Genomic DNA, 22,873 nt, shown 5'->3' with positions numbered 1-22,873 from the left:
TCAGGCGGGGGTCAGGACCGCTTCCTTGAGCAGACGGCGGGTGAGGACCAGGCGGTCGGCGTCGTCGTCCAGGCCGGGCAGGTCGCGCACCCGGGTGGGCGCGCCGGTGAGCAGCGCGCGCAGCGCCGGCTCGCAGGTGCCGGGCAGCGTGAGCGTGCGGTCGGTCAGGCGCAGCGCGACCGTGCCGGCGTCGGTCCGGGTGAGCTGCCAGCGCAGGCCGTCCCGGAGCGCGACCCGGCTGTCCGGGGCGAGCCGGGCCAGCGCCTCGGCCTGCGCGAGGGGACGGATCGGGGCCGGCCGGGCCGCCGGCCACACCCGTGACCGCAGCCGCGCGGCCACCGCCGCCGGATCGGCCCGCAGCAGCCAGTCGCGCAGCGCCTCGACGGTCTCGGTGAGTTCCGGCTCGATCGCGTCCGGGTCGGCCAGGTCGAGCCCGAACGGCAGGCCGGCGCGCAGCCGGGCGTCCTCGGCGGCCAGGGCCAGCAGCTCCTCCACCATGGCGTACCGGGTCAGCGCCCGGATGCCCACGGTCAGGTGCAGCGAGCTGGACTCCTGCGCCTGGGCGCTGTGCAGCCAGCCGCGCGGCAGGTAGAGCGCGTCACCCGGCTCCAGCACCACGTCCAGCGCGGGTCGGCCGTCGGCGGTGGCGGCGACCTCGTCGGCCCGGCCGCCCCACGGCTGGCGCTCCAGCGGGTCGGCGAGCACCGGCGGGTGGATGCGCCAGTGCTTGCGGCCGTCGACCTGGAGCACGAACACGTCGTGGGTGTCGTAGTGGGTGGCGAAGCCCTGGCTGCCGGCCGGCGTCAGGTAGGCGTTGACCTGCAACGGCTGGGCCAGCGCGGCACCCAGGTCGCGGGCCAGGTCGACGATCGCCGGCCAGGTGCGGTGCAGGCCCTGGAGCACCAGCGTGGCGCCGTCGGCGTAGAGCGCCAGCACCTCCTCGTCCAGCACCTGGTCGCCGATCTCGGCGCCGGCGCCACCGCCGCCGGTGTACCGCGCCGCCGGCACGAGCTGGCCGTCCTTGGCCACCCGCAGGAACGGGGTACGCAGGCCGCGGCGGCTGAGCAGCTCGTCGGCGTCGGCGGGGCTGAGCAGGTCGGTGAAGCCGTCCGGGTTGGGCAGTTCGGCGGCCCGGGACAGCAGCGGGCTGCGCCCCCAGTGGTCGGCGGCGAACTTGGCCGGCTCGACCGCCACGCAGCGGGCCAACGCCGCGGCGGCGGAGGACGAACCCGCCGGGTGGCCGTGGCCACCCGGCGGGTCGACGTGCGTCGTGCTCATCGGTCAGGCGCTGCCGTCGGCGCCACCGTCGTGCTGACCCGGGGTCGCACCGCCGTCGGCCGGACCCTCCGCGCCACCGTCCGCGCCACCGTCGTGCTGACCCGGAGTGGCACCGCCGTCGGCCGGGCCTTCTGCGCCACCGTCCGCGCCACCGTCGTGCTGACCCGGGGTCGCACCGCCGTCGGCCGGACCCTCCGCGCCACCGTCCGCGCCACCGTCGTGCTGACCCGGGGTCGCACCGCCGTCGGCCGGGCCCTCCAGGCCGCTGCCGCCGCTGGTCTGGATGTCGTCGTCGTTCAAAGCCATGGGTGCTCCCTCGGTGTGCCGCCCCGCGTGTTCCCGGGGTCCGTGTGCAGCGGGTGGTACCCCACGTCCGATCGTCTCTAACCCCACCGTAGACGCCCGAACCCGGGCGCACGGACGGTTCGCGTTCAAGGGCGTCGCCCCGGACGCCGACGGCCCGCCCCGCCGAGGGGGCGGGACGGACCGGGGTGGCGCCGGCTCAGGGAATGAGCTGAGCCAGGTCCCGCGGCATGGCGGACTTCACGTCCTGCCACTCGCCCTGCGTGACGTGCCGGCGCAGGGTGTCCAGCACCACCTGCACCACCCGCTGCGGGCCGCCCGACACGTCGTACGGGAAGCCCTGCCGGACCTCGTAGAGGAAGTCGTCGCGGTTGAGTTTGATCGGCACGTTCTCCGGCTGCCAGCCGTCGAAGTAGATGCCGCGCAGCAGCACCGGCAACTGCTGGGCGAACTCGGCGCTCTCCGGCACCGGCAACCGGTCGCGCAGCAGGTGCAGCACGGTGCGCAGCGCCGCGTACGACTGGTTGCGGCGCTCCGGCGGCCAGCCGTACGCCGACTCGATCTCCTTCAGGATCACGTTCGTCTTGTCCAGCGAGGACTCGAACGCGGACATCAACTGTTCAGCCATCCGGCTCACCCCCGGGTGTCGGTCTCCCAGCGTCGGTCGTCGGCGCGTCGCGGTGGGCCGCTGGGCCCCCGCCACAGCCGGGTCGGGCTGAACCGGCCGGGCCGCCCGCCCCGCTCCGGCGGCACGTCGGCGCTGCCGACCACGTGCAGGACGCCGCCGCGGCGTCGATCCGTCACCACCCGTACCGTCATGACCCCACCTCCTCGTCGGGGCGCGCGGGCCGGTGCGTCCGCGCGCACCGTCCATGCTGGGCGGCGGCCGGGTGAGCCGGCCTCACCCGGAGCGGGTGAGTGCGCGGAACGTCAGGCCGCGCGTCGCTCGCGGGTCTGCTTGCAGGCCACGCAGGAGGTGGCCGACGGGAAGATCTCCAGCCGCTCCACCGGGATCGGCGCGGCGCAGCCCTCGCAGAAGCCGTACGTGCCCTCGTCGAGCCGGGCCAACGCGCGCTCGAACTGGGCCCGTCGGTCCAGGATGGTGCGCAGCAGGGACTGGGCGGTGTCCCGCTCGGCGGTCTTGGTGCCGCTGTCGGCCTGGTCGTCGCCGGCGGTGTCGCCGACCTCGACCAGCCGCAGCACCTGACTCTGCATCACGGCCTGGTCGTACTCCGCGGTCAGCTCGTCGTACCGGGACCGCAGGGACTGCCGGATCTGGTCGACCTCCGCCTGGGAGCGGCCCGTGGCTGTCGTGTCGTGGACGAGCATCGCTGCCTGCCTTTCCTGCGGCTCGATCCGGCCCTGGCGGCGACGCCGACGGCCCGGCCCGAACGGGAACGCACGGGCGAGATCGCCCGTGCTCTGTGAGCCGGGCGATTACCCCTGCCCCCGACGGGCCAAACCGGAGATTTCCTGGCACTTTCCCGTGAGTTCGGACCGCCTGGTCAGGCCCGTTCCACGAGCGCCGGATGGCGCGGGTCGTCGGCGCGGACCACCACGTCGGCGAAGGAGGCCGGGTCGACCTCGTCGGCGTAGCGGGCGAACGCCGGCAGCGTCCAGCGCCACGCCGGGTCGGTGCGCCGGGCCAGCGCCGCCGGGGAGAGCACCAGGTGCACGGCGACGTCGAACGCCAGCGTGCCGCCGAGCAGCAACGCGCCACTGACCAGGACCACCCCGCCGGCCGGCAGATCCTGGTACGCGGCCCGGCTGGCCCGGTCCGCGTCGGCGTCCCAGAGCGACGGCAGCACCCGGCCGGTGCCGTCCGGGCCGGCCGGGTCGAGCACCTCGCGGCGCAGGCCCAGCTCGTCGAGCCACCCCTCGTAGTACGCGTCCGGGTTGGTGCGGCCCTGCTCCAGGCGGACCGAGGCGGGGCGGAGGAAGTCGGCGGCGCGGACGTGCAGGACCGGCCGGCCGGCGGCGCGCAGCGGGTCGACGAGCGCGGCGGCGAGCGCGTCCGGCCCGGCGGCGGGCGGCCCGTCGACAGCGACCCGTAACCGGCCCGACGCCTCGGTGCGGGCGAGGCGGCCGGTCAGCTCGGCGACGAGCCGGTCGGGGCTGATCGGGCGGACGCGCATCCGTCCATCCTGCCCGGCCGACGGCGTCGGTCCACCACCGGTTCGCGTCCGGACGGTCGGGGCTCCGTCCGGTGCGCGGTCGACGGCGGCGGCGCGGTGGTCAGCCGGTGCGGTCGATGGTCACCCGGGCGTCGTCGGCGAGCCGGTAGCCGACGCCGTAGACGGTGGTGACCAGCGGGACGTCCACCCCGACCTTGCCGCGCAGCCGGCGTACGTGCACGTCGACGGTGCGGACGCCGGCGTGCTCGTACCCCCAGACCGCGTTGAGCAGTTGCAGCCGGGTGAACACCCGGCGCGGATGGGCGACCAGGTGCAGCAGCAGGTCGAACTCCAGGCGGGTCAGCGGCAGCGGCTCGCCGTCGCGCAGCACCGACCGGGAGGACGCCAGGATGTGCAGCGTCGGGATGGTCGGGGCCAGCGGACGGGCCGGGCTGCGTCCGGCCGGCACGTCGGGCCGGCGGTCCGCGCCGGCGGGGCCGGTGCTGACCACCGCGTCGCCACCTTCGAGCAGCTCGCGGGCCGCGTCGAGGAGCCGGCGGGCGGCCGGGGTGAGCGACTCCTCGCCGGCCAGCGGGATGTTGAGGGTGACGGTGAGCACGGGGGTGGCGGCGTTGGCGGGGCGACGCTGGCCGCCGGGCGGACGGCCGGGGACCGCGGGTTGGGACGTATGCCATCCGGCGCGCGACGAGGCGGGGCTCACCGACATGGTCCTCCTTGGCTGGTCCGGGTATCTCCCCACGGCCCGGGACGCCGCTTCATCGATGCTTCCCGGCGCTTGTGCGAGGGTCAAGGGGCCACTGCGTTGCATGAATGTGACAATTGGCGAACACATCGGAGCCGAGTGCTCGCTCTGCGTACGAGGTCCGTTGATTACAGCAGAGCGACGACACGCGCCGGTACGGGGGGTCCCCGGCCGGTTCACAATGGCGGGTGCGACGGCGACGTGAACGCGGCGCACCCGGAATCCGGGTGCGCCGCGGGTCGGTCCGGGCCGGCTCAGGCGTCGCGGTCCACCTCGATCGGGGCGTCGTCGGCGAGCCGGTACCCGACGCCGTAGACGGTGGTCACCAGCGGCGTGTCCGGGCCGAACTTGGCCCGCAGACGCCGGATGTGGACGTCCACGGTGCGGGCCACCGCGTGCTCGTAGCCCCAGACGTTGCTGAGCAGTTGCAGCCGGGTGAAGACCCGGCGCGGGTGCTCGGCGAGGAAGAGCAGCAGGTCGAACTCGATCCGGGTCAGGCCGACCTCGACGCCGCCGTGCCGGACCCGTCGGGTGCCGGTGAGCACGCGTATCCCGCCCGGCCCGGTGGCCGGTGACGCCGGTGTCGGCTCGGCCGGTGCCGCGGGGACGCGACGCAGGTCGAGCACGGCCCGGTGCTCGTCCGGCCGGACCAGTCCCTCCCCGGAGGCGGCCAGCTCGTCCAGCAGGTCGGCCAGCCGGGCCAGGCCGGGCGTGAGCGGACCGGCGCTCAGGTCGAGCGTGATGGTCAGGGTCGGTGCGGTACGCGGCCGGGGCGCCGGCGCCCGGTCGGGGCGGCCGGTGCGGGCCGGACGGGTGTTGAGGGCGACGACGGACATGGGAGCCTCCTGTGCGGGCGGTCGCCCCGCCCCGCCGGGTGCGGCGGGACGGTCAGCGGAGCGCCCAGCCGGCGGTGACCGGGGGCGCGGTGGACGACGAGGGTCGGGGCGGCGGGGTGGGGCCGAGGGTCGGCAGGCCGGCGATGCGCCAGGCCGCGAAGCCACCGGCCACGTCGGTGGCGCGGTGCAGGCCGAGGTCCTGGAGGGCGGCGGCGGCCAGCGACGAGGTGTAGCCCTCCTGGCAGAGGACGACCACCGGTACGTCGTAGTCGACCGCCTGCGGCAGGCGGGCCGCGCACCGCGGGTCGAAGCGCCACTCCAGGACGTTGCGCTCGACGGTGAGCGCGCCGGGCACGGTGCCGTGTGCGGCCCGCTGGCCGGCCGGGCGGATGTCGACCAGCAGCGCGCCGCCCCGGTGGGCGAGGTGCGCCTGCTCGGGGTCGAGGCGACGCAGCCGGGCGCGGGCGGCGGCGAGGATCTCGTCGATGCCGCGCGACCCGGACGGAGGGACCGGACAGCTCTCGGCGGGGGCGGGGTTCTGCGCCATGGTGGCGTCCTTCCGTTCGGCGGGAATCGGGGGCGGGGTCGCCGGGCTCACCAGGCGACGCCGGCCTCGGCCACCTCGGCGACCCGGAGCTGGCCGGCGTCGAGGTGGTAGCGGGTCATCCGGCGCAGCGCCGGCCGGTAGACGTGCACGCTGACCGCCGGCTCGGTGGAGCGGTTGGTGACCTGGTGCACGTGCCGGGCGCCGAAGCGCCGGCCGGCGCCGGCGGCGAGGCGGTGCGGACGCAGCCGGCCACCGCTGACCGTCTCCTCGACGAGCACGCCGGCGACGACCAGGAAGGCGCCGGACGAACCACCGTGGTCGTGCAGGTCGGTGCCCTGTCCGGGCAGCCAGCTCAGCGCCCACACCTCGTACGCGGCGTCGGCGTGCAGCCGCGCGTACCACCGTTCGGACCGGTCGAAGCACAGCGGCACCGGCCAGCCGGCCGGGTCGACCCAACGGGCGGCGACGGTGAGCAGGTCGGTCGGGTCGGAGCTGGTCATCGGCGGAGCGTCCTCACGGTGCGGGGCGGAGCGTGCCCCCACACTTTAGACGGTAAACCCTATAGGTTTAGTAGGTAATACCACATGGCGGGACGCGGTCGGCGGAGCATCGCCGGCTGCGCGAGCTACCGGGCGGCGCCGGCCGCGACGCCCTAACCTGGGCGGGTGCCCGACGAACTGGACGCCGAGACCGTCGCCTTCGCCCACCGGATGTTCGACCTGGCCCGCGCCGGCGAGACCGCGGAACTGGCGGCCAACGTGGACGCGGGACTGCCGGTCAACCTGACCAACGCCAAGGGCGACACGCTGCTGATCCTGGCCGCCTACCATGCCCGGCCGGAGACCGTGGCCGCGTTGCTCGACCGTGGCGCCGACCCGGACCGGGTCAACGACCGGGGGCAGACCGCACTGGCCGCGGCCGTGTTCCGGCAGAACGCGGCAGCGGTCCGGGCGCTGCTCGACGCCGGCGCCGACCCGGACCACGGCGCCCCCTCGGCGGTGGAGACCGCCCGGTTCTTCACGCTGCCGGAGATGCTGACGCAGCTCGGGCGCGACTGAGCACCCGGTCCCGCCGCGCGGGGCGTATACAGGTGCGGTGGAGGATCCCGTACCCGAGCAGATGCGCACCGCGGCCACGGCGCTGCTGGCGGCGCTGGACGAGCCGGCCCGGCGACGCGCCCGGCACGAGTTCGACGACGAGCCGGCCCGCCGGTGGCTGGAGTACCGGCCCCGGCCCCGGCCCGGCGTCCCGGTCGCCGACCTCGACGTCGCCGCCCGCAAGGCCGCCCACCGGCTGCTCGCCACCGCGCTCAGCCCCGCCGCGTACGCGCAGGCCATGGCCGTGGTGGCGCTCGAAGAGGTGCTGGACCGGGCGGAGGGCTGGCGACGCGGCCGGCACAGCGGTGACTACTGGGTGGCGATCTTCGGCGACCCGGCCCGCGACGACCGCTGGGCGTGGCGGTTCGAGGGGCACCACCTGTCGGTGAGCATGACGGTCGCCGACGATCGGGTCTCCCCCGCCCCGATCTTCCTCGGCGCGAACCCGGCCACCGTGCGGCACGCCGGCCGCCCGGTCTCCCGGCCGCTGGGCCCGGAGGAGGATCTGGCCCGCGAGCTGCTGGACGCGCTCGGCCCCGGCGGGCGGGCCGCCGCGGTGATCGCCGAGGAGGCCCCGGCCGACATCATCAGCGCCACCCGGGCCACCGCGCCCGGCCGGCTCGACCCGCTCGGCGTGCCCCGGGGCCGGCTCGGGCCGACCGGGCGCGCGCTGCTCGACCGCCTGGTCGCGCTCTACCTCGACCGCCTCCCGGCCGACCTGGCCGCCCGGGAGGCGGCCCGGCTCGACGGCGGCGAGCTGCACTTCGCCTGGGCCGGGCCGGTGGAGCCGGGCCGGCGGCACTACTACCGGGTGCAGGGCGACGACCTGCTGATCGAGTACGACAACACCACCGACGACGGCAACCACGCGCACACCGTGCTGCGCCGCCCGGCCGGCGACTTCGGCGCCGACGTGCTGGCCGCGCACCACGCCGCCGCGCACCGACCGGTCAACGGCGACGCGCCTCGATGAGGAACCGCCGGGCGTGGGCCACGAACGGCCCCTCGGCCCGGATCCGCTCGTCCAGCCGGCGCAGCGCGGCCCGGTGCCGGCCGACGGTGAAGCCGGGCACGGTCCAGACCACCTTGCGCAGGAACCAGACCACCGCGCCGATGTCCTGGAAGACGGTACGCAGCGTGGCGGTCCGCAGGTCCACCACGGTCAGTCCGGCGGCCTCGGCGGCAGCGACCGCGTGCTCCGGGTGACGGTGCTCCGGTGGCGGCAGCGGCCCGAGGATCGCCTCACTGAGCTCCCGGACCGTGCCGGGGCCGATCTGCTGGGAGAGGAAGCTGCCGCCGGGGCGCAGCATCCGGGCCACCTCGTCCCACCGGGTGTCCACCGGGTGCCGGCTGACCACCAGGTCGAACGCCGCGTCGCGGAACGGCAGCGGCGGCCGGTCGCCGACCCGGACGACGTGACCACCGACGCGGCTCAGGTTGCGCCGGGCCACCGGCACGTTCGGCGGCCAGGCCTCGGTGGCGACCAGCAGCGGTGGCGGCGCGGACGCCGCCTCGGCCAGCACCTCGCCGCCGCCGGTGTCGATGTCCAGGGCGGCGTCGACGGCCGCCAGCCGGGCCCCGACGAGACGGGCGTAGCCCCACGGCGGGCGTTCCTCGGTGGCCCGCCCGGCCAGCCAGGAGAAGCCCCATCCCTCGACCGGCGCCGCTTCGGCCTCGGCGACCAGTTCGTCGAACCCGCGTTCGGTGACCATGGGCCCGAGCCTGCCGCCGATCGACGACGGCCGGCAACGCGATTTCCGTGCCCGGCTCCGATCTCCGACGGCCCGCCTGTTCGGATTCGCGCCGCCCACCGCCCACCGCCCACCGCCCACCGCCCACCGCCGACCGCCCGACGCCCGACGCCCGCAATCGGGACGGCGCTGCCGGCGGCGCGGTTGCACAGCCTCGCAGCCCCGGGAAAGACAAGACCCTGTGCACGGTATTCCTCCTGGTCATATTTATGACCAGGAGGAATACCGGTTTCGCCTCGTCCACTCTCCCCGCCGCGACACGCCCGGGAGCGCCCCACCGAAGCCTTGGAGGGGCGCGGGCTCGGCGGTGGTCAGAAGGGGCGCGGACGGACGATCTCGACGGTGGCGCCGGGGATCGTCTCCAGGCCGGTCGGCTCGGCGGCGCGGCCCCGGTCGGACTGCTGCATCAGCCGCGCGCCCAGGCCCACCCCGACCGCGCCCACCGCCAACGCCACCAACTCGGTGGCGAGCTGGCCACCGGTCGCGCCGCGCTGCGGCGCGTGCGCCCGGATCAGGCAGGTGAGCAGGAACATCGCCGCCATCACGGCGTTGACCAGGTTGAACGTGACGGCGGTCCGGTTGGCGCGGCCGATCCGCACGTCCCACAGGTCGACCAGCCCGGCGACCATGGCGAGCCCGGCGGCGACCAGCGCGGCGACCGCCGTCCAGTAACCCACCTCGCCGAGGAAGGCCGGACCGCCCGCCACGTCGGCCAGGTCGAACACCGCGGCGCTGACGAAGAGCCCGAACGGGAACGTCACCAGCATCGGTTGAATCGGGTGACCCTGCACCCGAAGTCGGCTCTCCATCGCGTCCTCCCCACGTCGGCGCGGCTCACCAGTCCAGGGTGCTACCCGACCCCCCGTGGGGCGAAACGACTGTCGGTCAGTTGTCCCGGGGACGGGAGACGGTGAGCACCAACCGCTCGGCCACCTCGCGCAGCGGGATGTCCAACGAGGCGGCGGCGCTGCGGAGCACGCCCAGCGCCTCCGCCGCGGGACAGCCGCGCTGCGTCATGATCACGCCGACGGCCTGCCCGATCACGCCCTCGGCCAGCAACGCGCCGTCGAGCTGGTCGGCCCGGGCCGCCGCCCGCTCACGGTCGCGGACCGCGGCGAGCAGCAGGCCGGCGTGCTCGGCGAGCAGCATCGCGGTGAGCTGGTGACTCGGCGTGAGCGCGCCGGGTGCCGACGCGTACAGGTTGATCGCGCCGATGACCTGCTCGTCCACGTCGACCGGCGCGGAGATCACGCCGTGCACGCCGAGCGCGCGGGCGCGGATGCTCCAGGTCGGCCAGCGCGACTCCTCCGCCGGCCCGCCCGCGGTGATCATCTCGCGGCGACGGATCGCGGTCAGGGCCGGCGTGTCCGGGCCGTGCCGCAGGTCGTCCAGCTCAGCGCACCGCGGGTCGGAGGCGGCCACCCCGGCGGGCTCGCCGGCGCGCAGCGCGGTGAAGCCGCAGCAGTCCACGCCGGGCACCGCGTCCCGGGCGATCCGGACCAGGCGGTCCAGCGCCTCGTCGAACTCCGCGACACCGATCAGGCCCGCGGTCAGCTCGCGCAGCAGCGCGGCGGTCTCCAGCACGCCCAGGTCGTCGGTCATGGGTAGACGGGTGTCGAGGTTCACCGCACCACGGCCCCCACCGCCCCCGCGTCCGCCCGCGCGGTGTTCCCGTCCGGCGCCGTTGCCTGTGCCATGTTCGTCCTCTCTTCGACGGAGCCTCGGCCTACTACCCCCGCCGACCGACCTCGAAACCGCGCAAAAGGGCCCCTTCCGGCCGTACCCAGCCGGAGGGGCCCTGCGCGCCGGGTCAGCGGGACCCGGAGATGAGCCGCCGGCCCACCGAGGCGATCAGCCGGTCCAGCTCCGAGCCGAACGGGTTGTCGTGCACCAGGTACGTCCAGGTGGCGCTCGGCCGCACCAGCTTCGACGCGTCCAGCTCCCACCCCTCGTCGAACTCGGTCTCCTCGAACGTGGCGATGGTGCGCGTCTCGATCTCCGGCATCAACGCGTTGAACGCCGGCACCGCGCTGCGGTGGAACTCGTCGAGCGGATCGAGCCGGCCCAGCGCCCGCAGGTGCACGCCCTCCCGCACCTCGGACAGCTCGGCCAGGTGCTCGGCCCAGAGCCGGTCCAGGTGGTAGAGCGCGATCGAACGGGACACCTCGGCGAGCAGGTCCTCGTCCATCTCGCCGGCCTTCTCCGGCACCCGCTCCAACAGCATCAGCGCGGCGATGTCGGTGGTCAGCAGCCGCTCCCGCCGCTCGGCGAGCGCCTTGCGCTGCTGCTCGATCACGTGGCTGTAGCGCCAGGTGTTGCGGTGGATCTCGTGGTTGACGCCCTCGGCGACCCGCTGGGCGTGCTCGACCGCGTAGTCCACCTGCGGGTCGGTGACCAGGCCGTCGGCGTTCATCCGGGGCGACGCCGGCACGGTGTCGCCGGCGTGCCGGACGACGAGGTCGTCCTCCAGGCTGACGAAGAAGACCGACCCGCCCGGGTCGCCCTGCCGGCCGGCCCGGCCACGGAGCTGGTCGTCGACCCGACGGCTGTCGTGCCGGCCGCTGCCGATCACGTAGAGGCCGCCCAGCTCGGCGACCCGCTCCTGGTCGGACTGGTCGCTGCCGCCGAGCCGGATGTCGACACCCCGGCCGGCCATCTGGGTGGAGACCGTCACCGCGCCGTACGCGCCGGCCTCGGCGATGATGCCGGCCTCCTCGTCGTCGTTCTTGGCGTTGAGCACCACGCACGGCACGTCGGCGGCGCGCAGCGCGGCGGCCAGCCCCTCGGACTCCTTCACGTCGAGCGTGCCGACCAGCACCGGACGCCCCGCTTGGTGGCAGCGCGTGATCTCGTCGACCAGCGCCTCCTCCTTCTCGGCGCGGGTGGCGTAGATCCGGTCCGGCTCGTCCTCCCGGACGCACGGGGTGTTCGGCGGGATCACCGCCACCTCGAGGCCGAAGAACTCCCGGAGCTGGTCGCCGACGAGCACCGCGGTCGCGGTCATCCCGCAGACGGTCGGATAGAGCGCGATGTACGCCTGCACGGTGACGGTGCCCAGCACCTCGCCCTCGGCGCTGGCGTCCAGCCCCTCCTTCGCCTCGACCGCGGCCTGGAGCCCGTCCGGCCAGCGGCGGCGCTGCGCGACCCGGCCGCGCATCTCGTCGATCAGCTCGACCGAGTCGTCCCGCACGATGTAGTCGACGTCGCGGTGCAGCAGCGCGTGCGCGTGCAGCGCCACGTTCACCGCGGAGAGCTGCCCGACGTGCTCCTCGTCGTACAGGTCGATGCCGCCGAGCTTCGCCTCGACCGTGGCCAGGCCGACCGAGGTGAAGGCGACGCTGCGGCCGTCCTCGGCCACCGTGTAGTGCTTGCCCTTGCGCAGGCCACGCACCAGCGCGGCGGCGGCGTGCACCGGGTCCTGCTCGCCGGGGACCGCGCCGGCGAGCACCATCGGCACCCGCGCCTCGTCGATCAGGATCGAGTCGGCCTCGTCCACGATCGCCGTCTTCAGCGGCGGCTGCACCCGCTCGGCCACGTCGGTGACGAGCTGGTCGCGCAGGTAGTCGAAGCCGGCCTCGCTGACCGACACGTAGGTGACGTCGCAGCGGTACGCGGCGCGGCGCTCCTCCGGGGTGGACGCCTCGTTGACCCACCCCACGGTGAGCCCGAGCAGCGTGTAGACCGGCTGCATCCACTCGGCGTCGCGGCGGGCCAGGTAGTCGTTGACGGTGAGCACGTGCACCGGGCCGTTGCCGAGCCGGACGTGCCCGTACGCGGCGACGGTCGCGGTGAGCGTCTTGCCCTCACCGGTGGCCATCTCGGCGACCTTGCCGGAGAGCAGCGCCATGGCGCCGAGCAGCTGCACGTCGTACGGGCGCTGGTCGAGCCCGCGGCGGGCCGCCTCGCGGCCGACCGCGCAGATCTCCTCGTACTTCTCGGCCCGGCCGGCGGCCTCGGTCAGCTCGGCGTCGGAGAGCTGCTCCAGCTCCGCCTCGCGGGACTCGATCGCCGGCAGCAGCTTCTCCAGCGGGGCCAGGTCGACCGTCGTCCCCGGGCGCTGGAGGAACCGGCGGAACCTGGTCTTGAACCGTTGCGACACACCCATGAGCCGCAACGGTACGCGAACCGCAGCCGATTGTGACCCCCGCCCACCGCCGGAGCCGGACCGTGTCCGGAAATCACCGACCCGACCGGTTCCCGACCGGGCGGGCGGATCAGGCCACGAGCAGTTGGTGGGCGGCCAGCTCCCGGTAGAGCGGGCTGCTGGTGGTCAACTCGTCGTGGGTGCCGACCGCCACCACCCGGCCGCCGTCGAGCACCACGATCTGGTCGGCGTCCACCACCGTGGAGAGCCGGTGCGCCACGATCAGCAGGGTGCGGCGCACCGCCACCGCGTCGATCGCCCGCCGCAGCGCCGCCTCGTTGCGGGCGTCGAGGTTGCTGGTCGGCTCGTCGAGCAGCAGCACCGGCGGCCCGGCCAGCAGCGCGCGGGCGATGGCCAGCCGCTGCCGCTCCCCACCGGAGAGCAGCACGCCGCCCTCCCCCACCTGCACGTCCAGCCCGTCCGCGGTCCGGTCGGCGAGGTGGCCCAGGTTGACCTCGTCGAGCACCGCGCGCAGCCGGTCGTCGGTGGCGCCGGGCGTGGAGATCAGCAGGTTGTCCCGCAGCGTGCCGGCGAGCACCGGCGCCTCCTGCTCCACGTAGCCGAGCCGGGCGCGCAGCGCGTCCCGGGGCAACTCCCGCACGTCCACGCCGTCCAGGCGGACCGCGCCCTCGCCCGCCTCGTAGAAGCGCTCGACGAGCGCCAGCAGGGTGGACTTGCCGGCGCCGGACGGGCCCACCAGGGCGGTGCGGGTGCCGGCCGGCACCGTGAAGCTCACCTCGTGCAGCACGGGCGGGCCACCGGGATAACCGAAGCCGACCCGGTCGAACTCCACCCGGGCCGGCGCGCCGGCGGCCGGCACGTCCACCCGCCCGGGCCGGTCGCCGGCGCTCTCGCCCGGCACGGTGAGGATCTCCTCGATCCGGGCCAGCGCGCCCAGCCCGCTCTGCAACTGGGTGTACGCGTGCACCGCCTGGCCCAGCGGCAGCACCAGGAAGAACAGGAACATCACGAACGCGACCAGGTCGCCCACGCTGATCGCCCCGGCCGCCACCCGCGCCCCGCCCACCGCCAGCACCAGCAGGAACGCGCCCTGCACGGTGACCGCGCTGACCGGTCCCACCACCGCCTGGGCGCGGGCCACCCGCTGCCCGGCGTCGTACGCCGCGGTCGCGCTGGCCACCACCGTGCCGGTCTCCCGTTCCTCGGCGCGGCTGGCCCGGATGGTCCGCGCCGCGGAGATGGCCCGTTCGACGGCCGAGGTCATCTCACCGACGCGTTCCTGGGCGCGGCGGGACAGCCCGCGCACCCGGCGGGCGACCGTGACGGCGAAGCCCACGCCGACCGCGACCGACGCCAGCGTCACGCCGAACAGCAGCGGGTCCAGCAGCACCATGGCGGTGCCGGCGCCGAGGACCATCACCGCCCCGGTGACGGTCTCGAAGAGGCCGGACGTGACCACCGCCCGAAGCAGCGTGGTGTCGGCACCCACCCGGGACAGCAGGTCGCCCGTGCGGCGCCGGTCGTACTCGGCGATCGGCAGGCGCAGCAGGTGGCCGGCGAGCCGCCGCCGGAGGCCCAGCACGAGCCCTTCGGCGGTGCGTTGCAACAGGTAGTCACGGAGCCCACCGAGCAGCGCGCCGACCAGCACCAGCGCGACAAGCGCCACCACCAGCGTGGTGGCCGGGCGGTCGGCGGTGATCCGGTCCAGCACGGTGCGGGTGAGCAGCGGTTGGGCCAGCGCGGCGGCGGCCCCGGTGAACGACAACGCGCCCACCGCGACGAGGGTGCCGCGGTGGGCGCGCAGGTAGGGCAGCAGAGCGGCGAGTCCCGGCGTCGGGCCGGCGTCGGCGGTCATGACCGAACGGTAGCCGGACACCGCACCGGGTTCGGTCGGGGTCGTGCCCCGGTCAGCCGGTCAGCACCACCTGGAGTTCCGAGCGGCGACGCTCGGCCAGGTCGGTGAGCAGCGCCGGCGCCTCGTCCAGCGGCACCACCGCGGAGACGAGATGCTTGCGGATCTGGTCGCCGTACTGGCGCAGCAGCTCCACCGTCTCCGCGGAGAGCCGCTCCCGGTCCCAGGTCGGGGCCAGCCCGCGCGGCACCCGGCCGATCTGCGCGCAGCGCAGCGACAGTCCGTTGTGGTGGAACTCCTCGCCGAGCCGGACCGCGTCCGCGCCGCCCTGGTAGAACGCCAGGTCGATCACCGTGCCCTGGGGCCGCAGCAGCCGCAGCGCGAGCTGCAACGCCCAGTCCTGGCCGCGGCACTGGAAGACCACGTCCGCGCCGCGGTCCCCGGCGGCGTGGTTCCACCGCGTCTTGAGCACCATGGCCGGGTCGTCCGCCTCCGGGTCGAGCGTCTCCAGGCCGAGCGCCTCGGCCACCTGCCGGCGGGCCGGGGTGGGGTCCACCACGACCACCGAGGCGGCCCCGTGGCGGCGCGCGAACAGCGCGGTGAGCAGCGCGACCACACCACTGCCGACCACCGCCACCCGGCGGCCCCGGACCCCGTCGCCAAGCGTCCGGACGTCGGTGCCGCACAGGTCGGCGGCGGCGTGCAGCAGACCGTTGGCGCAGATCGGCCCCATGTGCGCCACGTAGACGCCGAGCAGCGGATCGAGGTCGTCGGGCAGCGGCACGAACCGTTCGGCGACCGGATCGGCCACCCAGCCGCTGCGGTGCCCGTACGTCATCGCGCCGACCGTGCCCACCGCGACCGCCGGGGTACGACTCTCCACCACGCGGCCGACCTGCATGTAGCCGAGCCGGGTCACCGGGTACGGGGTGCTCGCCTCGCCCGGCTGGAACAGGCCGAGACCGGCGTTCCAGGTGACGTGCAGGTACGGGTTGGTGTCCTTGACGTAGCTCAGCTCGGTGCCGGCGGAGACGCCGCTGTAGAGCGTCTCCACCCGGAACGTGCCCTCGCGCAGCTCGGGCGCGTCCTGCTCGACCAGCTCGACCTGGCCGGGGCCGCTGACCACCACCACCCGGTCACGCATCGACGGTCACCCCCGCGTCGGCCACCGCGGCGGTGAGCCGGGCCGCCGGGCCGGTCGGCAGCGCCACCGGCCGGCCGGTCCGCGCCGACTCGGCCACCGCGAGCGCCAGCCGTTGGGTGCGCAGCGCCTCGGCGTACGGGACGCGCACGTCGTCGCCGACGCCCCGGACCGCGTCGACGAACGCCCGGTCCACAGCGACCCGCGCGTCGTCCGGGTCGGCGGGCACGTGCCGCTCGCCGTCGGCGTCCCGGATCGTCAGGCCGTCCTCGGCCAGCGACAGCGCCAGCCCGTCGGCGAGGATCTCCAGGCCGGCCCGGTGCTTCCAGGTGAGCACGCAGGCCGCGGCGAGCGTGCCGACCGCTCCGGAGGCGAACCGCAGCGTGGCCGCGGTCACCGAGTCGATGTCGGCGCCGTCGACCGGCGGCGGGGTGCCGTCGCCGTACGCGGTCACCTCGGTGACCTCGCCGACCAGCACCCGGATCAGGTCGAGCACGTGCGCGGCCTGCTCCACCACCGGACCACCGGACCGGTCCCGCCGTGCCCACCAGGCCACCGGCGGCACCTTGTCCAGCCAGGCCCCGTTGACCATCCGCACCGGACGGTCGGCGAGCAGCCGCCGGGCCTCCTCCACCACGCGCAGGTAGCGCCAGTGGTGGCCGACGCCGGTGCGCAGCCCGCGCTGCTCCACCAGCGCGGCGACCCGCTCGGCCGTCTCCAGGTCGACCGCGACCGGCTTCTCCACGAACATCGGCACGCCGGCGGCGATCACCGCCTCCTCGGCCGGGCCGTGCGCGAACGGCGGCACGCAGACGTACACCGCGTCCGGGCCGGCGGCGAGCAGTTCGGCCACGTCGGCGAAGACCCGGCCGCCGTACGTGCCGGCGAGCGCCTCGGCCGCCTCCGGCGCGACGTCCGTCACGCCGAGTAGTTCCACATCCTCGAAGCCCGTGAGCACCCGGGCGTGGCGTTGCGCCACCCCACCGGCCCCGACCAGTCCCACCCGCATCCTGCCGCCCTCTCGCCGTGACTGAAAGACTGCGGACAGCACTCCCCCCGGCGCTGACGCGGCAAACGCGACCGCGCGCGCAACGTGACGTTCATCCCCGTGATCACAGCGTTGGGCAGGATCGGTTAGCGCGGGTTCAGAACTGGGAAACACATACTTGCGATTCCGCAACCAATGGGGGGTGCCCGTGCGGGAATCAGATTCGATCGTCTCACCTGTGGTGGAGGCGTGGGCCACGTACCGCACCAGTGCGGCCGACGACTGGCCGGCCGACCGGCTGGTGCGGGCCAAGGGAAGCAGCCGGGTCAGCGTGGTGCTGCCGGCGCGTAACGAGGAGGCCACGGTCGGCGCGATCGTGTCGACCATCCGTGAGCACCTGATGGACCGCGTGCCGCTCGTCGACGAGCTGATCGTGGTGGACTCCCGGTCCACCGACCGGACCGCCCAGGTGGCCCGCGCGGCCGGCGCCGAGGTGGTGGGGCAGGACGCGATGACGCGCGGGCTGCCGCGGCTCACCGGCAAGGGCGACGCGCTGTGGGCCGGGCTGGCCGCGGCCGAGGGGGACGTGGTCGCGTTCGTCGACGCCGACCTGCGCGAGTTCCGGCCGCACTTCGTCACCGGCCTGCTCGGGCCGCTGCTCACCGACCCGAGCGTGGAGTTCGTCAAGGGCTTCTACCACCGGCCGCTGATCGGGGCCACCGGGGTCGAGCCCGACGGCGGCGGCCGGGTGACGGAGCTGATGGCCCGACCGCTGCTCAACCTGTTCTGGCCGGAACTGGCCGGCTTCGTGCAGCCGTTGGCCGGCGAGTACGCGGGCCGCCGCACCGTGCTGGAGCGGGTGCCGTTCGTCACCGGCTACGGCGTCGAGACGGCGATGCTCATCGACCTGCTGGAGCTGGTCGGGCTGGACGCGCTGGCCCAGGTCGACCTGGGCGAGCGCAAGCACCGGCACCAGGACACCGCCGCGCTGGGCCGGATGTCGGCGCAGATCATGCTGACCGCCTGGTCCCGGCTCCAGCGGCGCGGCTGGGCGGCGCCCGGGACGATGCCGACCCCGCTGCTCACCCAGTTCCGCCGGGGCGGCTCGGAGGCGCTGCCCAACCTGGACAGGGAGATCGTGGTCAACGACGTCTCGGTCGAGGAACGCCCGCCGCTGGCCCAGTTGCGGCACCGCGTCCCGCGCCGCCGGGTCGCCGCGTGAATCCGACAGCCGAGAGAAGAGGCAGCGCATGACGCTCACCGTGCTGATGAACGCCGGGCCGTGGCTGTCCGTGCCGCCGCCCGGGTACGGCGGGATCGAGAACGTGGTGGCCACGCTGGTGCCGGAGCTGCGCCGCCTCGGCGTACGGGTGGTGCTCGCCTCGGTGGAGAGCAGCACGCTGCCGGTCGACGAGAAGATCGCGGTCTTCCCGGACGGGCAGTTCCACGCGTTGCAGCGGCCGTACAACCAGGTCTGCGGCGTCTCCCAGGCGCACCTGGCGCACGTGGTGCGGGCGGTGCACGCCCGCGACGACATCGACCTGGTGCACGACCACGTGGAGGCGGTCGGGCTGGCCACGCTGGCCGCGATGGGCCCGGACGCGCCGCCGGTGCTGCACACCCTGCACTGGGACCTGGCCAAGCATCCGGAGCTGTACGGCAACCTCGACGGCGGGGACCGGGTGCGGGTCAACGGGGTGTCGGCCTCGCAGCTCGCCCGCGCTCCCCGCGCGCTGCGGGAGCACTCGGTCGGTCACGTGCACCTGTCCACCCCGCTGGCGGTCGACGCGGACTGCCGCCCGGCGACGCCCAAGGGCGACCACGTGGTGATCCTCGGTCGGATCAACCCGGGGAAGGGGCAGGACCTGGGCGCCCGACTGGCCCGGGAGGCCGGCTTCCGGCTGGTGCTGGCCGGCCCGGTCGGGCCGTACCACCGCCCGGAGGACCTGGCCGCGGCCGGCGACGAGGCGCGGCAGAACCCGGACGTGCGGTTCTTCCACGACCACGTCGCCCCGTACGTCGACGGTGACCGGGTGCGCTGGGTCGGCACGGTGGCCGGGCAGGAGCGCGACGACCTGGTCGCCTCCGCGCGCGCGTCGTTGTTCCCGCTGCGCTGGGAGGAGCCGGGCGGCACGGCGGTGGTCGAGTCCTTGTCGCTGGGCACGCCGGTGGTCGCCACCTCCCGGGGCTGCCTGCCGGAGCTGATCGAGCACGGCCGCACCGGCCTGCTCACCGCCGACGAGGACGAGCTGGGCGACCTGGTGCTCGCCGCCGGCCGGCTGGACGCCGACGAGTGCCGGCGCGAGGCGGCCGACCGGTTCACGCCGGCCCGGATGGCCGAACGTTACGTCGCGCTCTACGACCGGGTCCGACAGGGCGCCGCACGACCGTTGCAGCCCGCCTGATCGACGGCACCACCGCCGGCCCGACCGCCCTCTCCGCGGCCGGGCCGGCTTTTGCCGCCGGCAGGCCGGCGTGGCCCGGCGTTCGGCGCGGGTGGGTCGGCGTGAGCCAGCCTTCGGCGCGGGTGGGTCGGCGTTTGGCGCCGGTGGGCCGGGGAAACCGTCGGCTTCCCCGCGGTGGCGAGGAGGCCGGCGTGACGAACTCGATGGCGCACTCCCGGGCGCGGCGCAACCCGGCCGACGGCCGGGCGCCGGTGCGCCGGGCCGCCTCCGGCGTCGCGGTGCTCCTGCTGCTGCTCGGCGTGCTGGGCTTCGTGCCGGGCGTCACCAGTTCCTTCGCCGACCTGCGGTTCGCCGGGCCGGCGTCCGGCGCCCGGCTGCTCGGGCTGTTCCAGGTGTCGGTGGTGCAGAACGTCGTCCACCTGGCGTTCGGCGTCGCCGGCCTGCTGCTGTCCCGGACGGTCCCCGGCGCCCGTGCGTTCCTGCTCGGCGGCGGCGCGGTCTACCTGGTGCTCTGGCTGTTCGGTCTGGCCGTCGACCGGCGGAGCGAGGCGAACGTGCTGGCGGTGAACCGCGCCGACACCTGGCTGCACCTGCTGCTGGGCGCCGCCATGCTGGCGCTGGGCCTGCTCGCCCGCCGCCGCAACCACCACCACCGCTGACCCCACCCACCCCCGACGCCCCCACGCCCGCCAGGGCGGCGGGCTTCGGGGCGGGCCAGCGTGAGCTGCTACGGGGCGTGCCGGATGGCCGGTTTCGGTGGTTCGGACGGCGGGTACGTCGATAGCCTCCCGACGAGTTGGAAACGAGGGCCCGATGTCGACCCGGATCAGGTGCGAGGTCCGCGACGAGTCCCCGGTCACCGTCGTACGGCTGGCCGGGCTGCTCGACCTGGGCACGATGCGTGCGGTGCACGAGGTACTGGACCGCTGCCTCGCCACGCAACCGGACGCGCTCGTGGTCGACCTGGAGGAGATCGACGTCACCGACCCGCTGGCGCTGTCCGTGTTCGCGGCGGCGGCCCGACGGGCGGCCGACTGGCCGGCGGTGCCCATGGTGCTCTCCGCCCCGCCCCGGGAGACCGCCGCCTGGCTGAGCGAGACCACCGCCTGCCGGGTGGTGCCGGTGCGCCGGGACTGCGCGGAGGCGACGGCGCTGGCCGGCACCGCGGCGGCGCCCCGACTGCGGGCCCGGCTGGAGCCGGTCGCCGGGGCCTGCCGGCGGGCCCGGGAGCTGGTCACCGAGGCGTGCGGCCGGTGGAACGTGCCGGAGTTGGCCGGCCCGGCCTCGCTGGTGCTCAGCGAGCTGGTCGGCAACGTGGTCCGGCACGCCGGCACGCCGATGCACGTCACGCTGACGCTGCGCCGACCGTACCTGCGGGTGGCGGTGATGGACGGCAGCCCCGCCGAGGCGTACGCGGCGACCGACCGTGATCCCCGCGCGGAGGGCGGTCGGGGGCTGATGCTGGTGCGGGAGCTGACCCAGCGTTGGGGCAGCACGCCGGTCGGCGCCGGCAAGGTCGTCTGGGCCATGCTCCCGGCGAACTGACCGAATTCTCCGCTCTCGCCTGGTTTCATGGGCAGTGGGGACGGGTACGCGCGCCCGTCCTGTCTGTCGTCACCTGGGGTGAGATGCGATGCCCAAGCGAGTAGTCACGGATCCGGCACACGACCGGGGGCCGGCGATCCTCGCGCCGGCCCGGTTCGGCGGATATCCCGGCCCGGTCCGGGAGGCGGTGAAGGGCAACTCGCTGTGGCGGTTGCTGCGCTCCACCGACGCCAAGTTGATCGGCCTGCTCTACCTGGGCACGTCGTTCGCGTACTTCATCATCGGCGGCTTCATGGCGATGCTGATCCGCGCCGAGCTGGCCCGGCCGGGGATGCAACTGCTCTCCCCCGAGCAGTACAACCAGATGTTCACCATGCACGGCACGATCATGCTGCTGCTGTTCGCGACGCCGATGGTGTTCGGGTTCGGCAACTACCTGGTGCCGTTGCAGATCGGCGCGCCGGACGTGGCGTTCCCCCGGCTCAACGCGTTCGCGTACTGGCTCTACTTCTTCGGCGCGGCCATCACGGTGGGCGGGTTCTTCACGCCGCAGGGCTCGGCGGACTTCGGCTGGACCGCGTACACGCCGCTGAGCACCGCGCAGCACTCGCCGGGGGTGGGCGCCAACATGTGGGTGGTCGGGCTGGCCGTCTCCGGTCTGGGCACGATCCTCGGCGCGGTCAACATGATCACCACGATCCTGACCCTCCGCGCGCCCGGCATGACCATGTTCCGGATGCCGATCTTCACCTGGAACCTGCTGCTCACCAGCGTCCTGGTGATCTTCGTGTTCCCGCTGCTGGCCGCCGCGCTGTTCGCGCTCGCCTCGGACCGGATCCTGCACTCGCACGTCTACGATCCGACCACCGGCGGGCCGATGTTGTGGCAGCACCTGTTCTGGTTCTTCGGGCACCCCGAGGTCTACATCATCGCGCTGCCGTTCTTCGGCATCATCACCGAGATCATCCCGGTCTTCTCCCGCAAGCCGATCTTCGGCTACACCGGGCTGGTGCTCGCCACGCTCGCCATCACGGTGCTGTCGATGGCGGTCTGGGCGCACCACATGTTCGCCACCGGCCAGGTGCTGCTGCCGTTCTTCAGCATCCTGAGCTACCTGATCGCGGTGCCGACCGGGGTGAAGTTCTTCAACTGGATCGGCACCATGTGGAAGGGACAGCTCACGTTCGAGACACCGATGCTGTTCGCCGTCGGCTTCCTGGTCACGTTCCTGCTCGGTGGCCTGACCGGCGTGCTGCTGGCCAGCCCGCCGGTCGACTTCCACGTCACCGACTCGTACTTCGTGGTGGCGCACTTCCACTACGTGCTCTTCGGCACCATCGTGTTCGCCGCGTTCGGCGGCATCTACTTCTGGTTCCCGAAGATGACCGGCCGGCTCCTCGACGAGCGGCTGGGCAAGATGCACTTCTGGACCATGTTCCTCGGCTTCCACGCCACGTTCCTGGTGCAGCACTGGCTCGGCAACGAGGGCATGCCCCGCCGGTACGCCGACTACCTGCCCAGCGACGGCTTCACCGGGCTCAACGAGATCTCCACCGTCGGGTCGTTCGTGCTCGGCGCGTCCACGCTGTTCTTCGTCTACAACGTCTGGAAGTCCTGGCGGTACGGCGCGATGGTCACCGTGGACGACCCGTGGGGGTTCGGCAACTCGCTGGAGTGGGCGACCACCTGCCCGCCGCCGCTACGCAACTTCGACCGGATGCCCCGGATCCGCTCGGAGCGGCCGGCGTTCGACGCCAAGTACGGCCCGCTCGTCTCCGACCTCGGCCGCGACCTGCCGCAGCGGACCACCAAGCCGCCGCAGAGCCTGGCCGAGGAACTGCACCACGTCGCCCGGACGCCGGAGTCACCGGCCGCCGAGGGCGCGCACGGCGCCCGGGAGGCCGTCGAGTACCAGCCCGCGCCGCAGTCCGGCGCCCGGCCGGTGGACGTGCCGGAGCCCGAGGACGTACGCCGCCCCAGTTTCGAGGAGACCGACGAGCCGGAGGAGACGATCCTGGGCGCCCCGCGCGAGGACCAGCCGAACGACAGGTGGCGGCACCCGCGCGGCCACGGCGACACCCCCGACAACTGAAAGGAGGGGCCCCCTGCTAACGCCTCCGGCAGAGCAGGGGGCCCCGCTTAACACCA

General features: G+C 74.6%; 24 protein-coding genes. 7 read left to right on the top strand and 17 right to left on the bottom strand.

Features of this window, described 5'->3' with window-relative positions:
* From ACZ6O5_RS23985 to ACZ6O5_RS23940, 10 genes are all read right to left on the bottom strand, one after another.
* Positions 1-1,278 (bottom strand): cupin domain-containing protein, encoded by a 1,278-nt coding sequence (locus ACZ6O5_RS23985; protein ID WP_465980044.1) that lies wholly within the window; start codon positions 1,276-1,278, stop codon positions 1-3.
* Between the two features lie 3 nt (positions 1,279-1,281).
* Positions 1,282-1,584, bottom strand: a complete 303-nt coding sequence (locus ACZ6O5_RS23980; protein ID WP_107155543.1) for a hypothetical protein — start codon at positions 1,582-1,584, stop codon at positions 1,282-1,284.
* 196 nt (positions 1,585-1,780) lie between these two features.
* The gene (locus ACZ6O5_RS23975) at positions 1,781-2,209 is read right to left on the bottom strand and encodes a DUF2267 domain-containing protein (protein ID WP_405094010.1); all 429 of its coding nucleotides are present in this window, start codon (positions 2,207-2,209) and stop codon (positions 1,781-1,783) included.
* 5 nt (positions 2,210-2,214) lie between these two features.
* Positions 2,215-2,400 carry a hypothetical protein gene (locus ACZ6O5_RS23970; protein ID WP_465980043.1) on the bottom strand — a complete coding sequence of 62 codons (186 nt, stop codon included), beginning with the start codon at positions 2,398-2,400 and terminating at the stop codon, positions 2,215-2,217.
* Positions 2,401-2,511: 111 nt separating this feature from the next.
* A complete protein-coding gene (locus ACZ6O5_RS23965) occupies positions 2,512-2,910 on the bottom strand; it encodes a TraR/DksA family transcriptional regulator (protein WP_465980042.1) in 399 nt (132 codons plus the stop codon).
* A gap of 176 nt (positions 2,911-3,086) precedes the next feature.
* Positions 3,087-3,716: a nucleoside/nucleotide kinase family protein gene (locus ACZ6O5_RS23960; protein ID WP_465980041.1), complete on the bottom strand. Its 630-nt coding sequence runs from the start codon at positions 3,714-3,716 to the stop codon at positions 3,087-3,089.
* Between the two features lie 100 nt (positions 3,717-3,816).
* Positions 3,817-4,422: a winged helix-turn-helix domain-containing protein gene (locus ACZ6O5_RS23955; protein ID WP_465980040.1), complete on the bottom strand. Its 606-nt coding sequence runs from the start codon at positions 4,420-4,422 to the stop codon at positions 3,817-3,819.
* A gap of 290 nt (positions 4,423-4,712) precedes the next feature.
* Positions 4,713-5,294: a winged helix-turn-helix domain-containing protein gene (locus ACZ6O5_RS23950; RefSeq protein ID WP_465980039.1), complete on the bottom strand. Its 582-nt coding sequence runs from the start codon at positions 5,292-5,294 to the stop codon at positions 4,713-4,715.
* 52 nt (positions 5,295-5,346) lie between these two features.
* Positions 5,347-5,841, bottom strand: a complete 495-nt coding sequence (locus tag ACZ6O5_RS23945; protein WP_465980038.1) for a rhodanese-like domain-containing protein — start codon at positions 5,839-5,841, stop codon at positions 5,347-5,349.
* Between the two features lie 47 nt (positions 5,842-5,888).
* A complete protein-coding gene (locus ACZ6O5_RS23940; protein WP_465980037.1) occupies positions 5,889-6,341 on the bottom strand; it encodes a cysteine dioxygenase in 453 nt (150 codons plus the stop codon).
* A 165-nt stretch (positions 6,342-6,506) separates the two neighbouring features.
* Here ACZ6O5_RS23940 and ACZ6O5_RS23935 point away from each other — a divergent pair, with 165 nt between their 5' ends.
* Both ACZ6O5_RS23935 and ACZ6O5_RS23930 read left to right on the top strand, forming a co-directional pair.
* Positions 6,507-6,899, top strand: coding sequence for an ankyrin repeat domain-containing protein (locus ACZ6O5_RS23935; RefSeq protein WP_107155535.1), 393 nt, complete (start codon positions 6,507-6,509; stop codon positions 6,897-6,899).
* A gap of 37 nt (positions 6,900-6,936) precedes the next feature.
* Positions 6,937-7,911, top strand: a complete 975-nt coding sequence (locus ACZ6O5_RS23930; RefSeq protein ID WP_465980036.1) for a DUF3500 domain-containing protein — start codon at positions 6,937-6,939, stop codon at positions 7,909-7,911.
* Here the strand turns inward: ACZ6O5_RS23930 and ACZ6O5_RS23925 are convergent.
* The 7 genes from ACZ6O5_RS23925 to ACZ6O5_RS23895 all read right to left on the bottom strand — a co-directional run bounded on the left by ACZ6O5_RS23925 (position 7,889) and on the right by ACZ6O5_RS23895 (position 16,796).
* Entirely contained in the window at positions 7,889-8,650 is a 762-nt protein-coding gene (locus ACZ6O5_RS23925) for a class I SAM-dependent methyltransferase (protein WP_465980035.1), read from the bottom strand. The genes ACZ6O5_RS23930 and ACZ6O5_RS23925 overlap by 23 nt on opposite strands.
* A gap of 350 nt (positions 8,651-9,000) precedes the next feature.
* Positions 9,001-9,498 (bottom strand): DUF2231 domain-containing protein, encoded by a 498-nt coding sequence (locus ACZ6O5_RS23920; RefSeq protein ID WP_465980034.1) that lies wholly within the window; start codon positions 9,496-9,498, stop codon positions 9,001-9,003.
* A gap of 76 nt (positions 9,499-9,574) precedes the next feature.
* The gene (locus tag ACZ6O5_RS23915) at positions 9,575-10,315 is read right to left on the bottom strand and encodes a GAF and ANTAR domain-containing protein (protein WP_465980033.1); all 741 of its coding nucleotides are present in this window, start codon (positions 10,313-10,315) and stop codon (positions 9,575-9,577) included.
* A gap of 184 nt (positions 10,316-10,499) precedes the next feature.
* Complete coding sequence (gene secA2, locus ACZ6O5_RS23910) at positions 10,500-12,794, bottom strand: accessory Sec system translocase SecA2 (protein WP_465980032.1); 2,295 nt, start codon at positions 12,792-12,794, stop codon at positions 10,500-10,502.
* 109 nt (positions 12,795-12,903) lie between these two features.
* Positions 12,904-14,649, bottom strand: coding sequence for an ABC transporter ATP-binding protein (locus tag ACZ6O5_RS23905; RefSeq protein WP_465980031.1), 1,746 nt, complete (start codon positions 14,647-14,649; stop codon positions 12,904-12,906).
* Between the two features lie 52 nt (positions 14,650-14,701).
* A complete protein-coding gene (locus tag ACZ6O5_RS23900; protein ID WP_465980030.1) occupies positions 14,702-15,790 on the bottom strand; it encodes a zinc-binding dehydrogenase in 1,089 nt (362 codons plus the stop codon).
* The gene (locus ACZ6O5_RS23895) at positions 15,783-16,796 is read right to left on the bottom strand and encodes a Gfo/Idh/MocA family protein (RefSeq protein ID WP_465980029.1); all 1,014 of its coding nucleotides are present in this window, start codon (positions 16,794-16,796) and stop codon (positions 15,783-15,785) included. The genes ACZ6O5_RS23900 and ACZ6O5_RS23895 overlap by 8 nt, the downstream gene beginning before the upstream one ends.
* Positions 16,797-17,016: 220 nt before the next feature.
* On the opposite strand from ACZ6O5_RS23895, the gene ACZ6O5_RS23890 reads away from it, so the two are divergent.
* The 5 genes from ACZ6O5_RS23890 to ctaD all read left to right on the top strand — a co-directional run bounded on the left by ACZ6O5_RS23890 (position 17,017) and on the right by ctaD (position 22,817).
* Entirely contained in the window at positions 17,017-17,997 is a 981-nt protein-coding gene (locus ACZ6O5_RS23890) for a glucosyl-3-phosphoglycerate synthase (protein ID WP_465980137.1), read from the top strand.
* Positions 17,998-18,025: 28 nt separating this feature from the next.
* Positions 18,026-19,180 carry a glycosyltransferase gene (locus tag ACZ6O5_RS23885; RefSeq protein ID WP_465980028.1) on the top strand — a complete coding sequence of 385 codons (1,155 nt, stop codon included), beginning with the start codon at positions 18,026-18,028 and terminating at the stop codon, positions 19,178-19,180.
* Between the two features lie 203 nt (positions 19,181-19,383).
* On the top strand, positions 19,384-19,839 hold the full coding sequence (locus tag ACZ6O5_RS23880; protein WP_465980136.1) for a DUF4383 domain-containing protein: 456 nt from the start codon (positions 19,384-19,386) through the stop codon (positions 19,837-19,839).
* A 154-nt stretch (positions 19,840-19,993) separates the two neighbouring features.
* Complete coding sequence (locus tag ACZ6O5_RS23875) at positions 19,994-20,725, top strand: ATP-binding protein (RefSeq protein ID WP_465980027.1); 732 nt, start codon at positions 19,994-19,996, stop codon at positions 20,723-20,725.
* Positions 20,726-20,813: 88 nt separating this feature from the next.
* Positions 20,814-22,817 carry an aa3-type cytochrome oxidase subunit I gene (gene ctaD / locus ACZ6O5_RS23870; RefSeq protein WP_465980026.1) on the top strand — a complete coding sequence of 668 codons (2,004 nt, stop codon included), beginning with the start codon at positions 20,814-20,816 and terminating at the stop codon, positions 22,815-22,817.
* Positions 22,818-22,873: the final 56 nt, after the last annotated feature.

The organism is Micromonospora sp. NPDC049201 (assembly GCF_055586805.1).
The sequence above is the reverse complement of the archived record's forward strand: the minus strand, read 5'-3'. Positions and strand labels throughout refer to the sequence as shown.

Bases quoted from the DNA above. Each gene is read 5' to 3' on its own strand.
- ACZ6O5_RS23985 (WP_465980044.1), bottom strand. From the start codon at position 1,278: ATGAGCACGACGCACGTCGACCCGCCGGGTGGCCACGGCCACCCGGCG.
- ACZ6O5_RS23980 (WP_107155543.1), bottom strand. From the start codon at position 1,584: ATGGCTTTGAACGACGACGACATCCAGACCAGCGGCGGCAGCGGCCTG.
- ACZ6O5_RS23975 (WP_405094010.1), bottom strand. From the start codon at position 2,209: ATGGCTGAACAGTTGATGTCCGCGTTCGAGTCCTCGCTGGACAAGACG.
- ACZ6O5_RS23970 (WP_465980043.1), bottom strand. From the start codon at position 2,400: ATGACGGTACGGGTGGTGACGGATCGACGCCGCGGCGGCGTCCTGCAC.
- ACZ6O5_RS23965 (WP_465980042.1), bottom strand. From the start codon at position 2,910: ATGCTCGTCCACGACACGACAGCCACGGGCCGCTCCCAGGCGGAGGTC.
- ACZ6O5_RS23960 (WP_465980041.1), bottom strand. From the start codon at position 3,716: ATGCGCGTCCGCCCGATCAGCCCCGACCGGCTCGTCGCCGAGCTGACC.
- ACZ6O5_RS23955 (WP_465980040.1), bottom strand. From the start codon at position 4,422: ATGTCGGTGAGCCCCGCCTCGTCGCGCGCCGGATGGCATACGTCCCAA.
- ACZ6O5_RS23950 (WP_465980039.1), bottom strand. From the start codon at position 5,294: ATGTCCGTCGTCGCCCTCAACACCCGTCCGGCCCGCACCGGCCGCCCC.
- ACZ6O5_RS23945 (WP_465980038.1), bottom strand. From the start codon at position 5,841: ATGGCGCAGAACCCCGCCCCCGCCGAGAGCTGTCCGGTCCCTCCGTCC.
- ACZ6O5_RS23940 (WP_465980037.1), bottom strand. From the start codon at position 6,341: ATGACCAGCTCCGACCCGACCGACCTGCTCACCGTCGCCGCCCGTTGG.
- ACZ6O5_RS23925 (WP_465980035.1), bottom strand. From the start codon at position 8,650: ATGGTCACCGAACGCGGGTTCGACGAACTGGTCGCCGAGGCCGAAGCG.
- ACZ6O5_RS23920 (WP_465980034.1), bottom strand. From the start codon at position 9,498: ATGGAGAGCCGACTTCGGGTGCAGGGTCACCCGATTCAACCGATGCTG.
- secA2 (WP_465980032.1), bottom strand. From the start codon at position 12,794: ATGGGTGTGTCGCAACGGTTCAAGACCAGGTTCCGCCGGTTCCTCCAG.
- ACZ6O5_RS23905 (WP_465980031.1), bottom strand. From the start codon at position 14,649: ATGACCGCCGACGCCGGCCCGACGCCGGGACTCGCCGCTCTGCTGCCC.
- ACZ6O5_RS23900 (WP_465980030.1), bottom strand. From the start codon at position 15,790: ATGCGTGACCGGGTGGTGGTGGTCAGCGGCCCCGGCCAGGTCGAGCTG.
- ACZ6O5_RS23895 (WP_465980029.1), bottom strand. From the start codon at position 16,796: ATGCGGGTGGGACTGGTCGGGGCCGGTGGGGTGGCGCAACGCCACGCC.
- ACZ6O5_RS23885 (WP_465980028.1), top strand. From the start codon at position 18,026: ATGACGCTCACCGTGCTGATGAACGCCGGGCCGTGGCTGTCCGTGCCG.
- ACZ6O5_RS23880 (WP_465980136.1), top strand. From the start codon at position 19,384: ATGGCGCACTCCCGGGCGCGGCGCAACCCGGCCGACGGCCGGGCGCCG.
- ACZ6O5_RS23875 (WP_465980027.1), top strand. From the start codon at position 19,994: ATGTCGACCCGGATCAGGTGCGAGGTCCGCGACGAGTCCCCGGTCACC.
- ctaD (WP_465980026.1), top strand. From the start codon at position 20,814: ATGCCCAAGCGAGTAGTCACGGATCCGGCACACGACCGGGGGCCGGCG.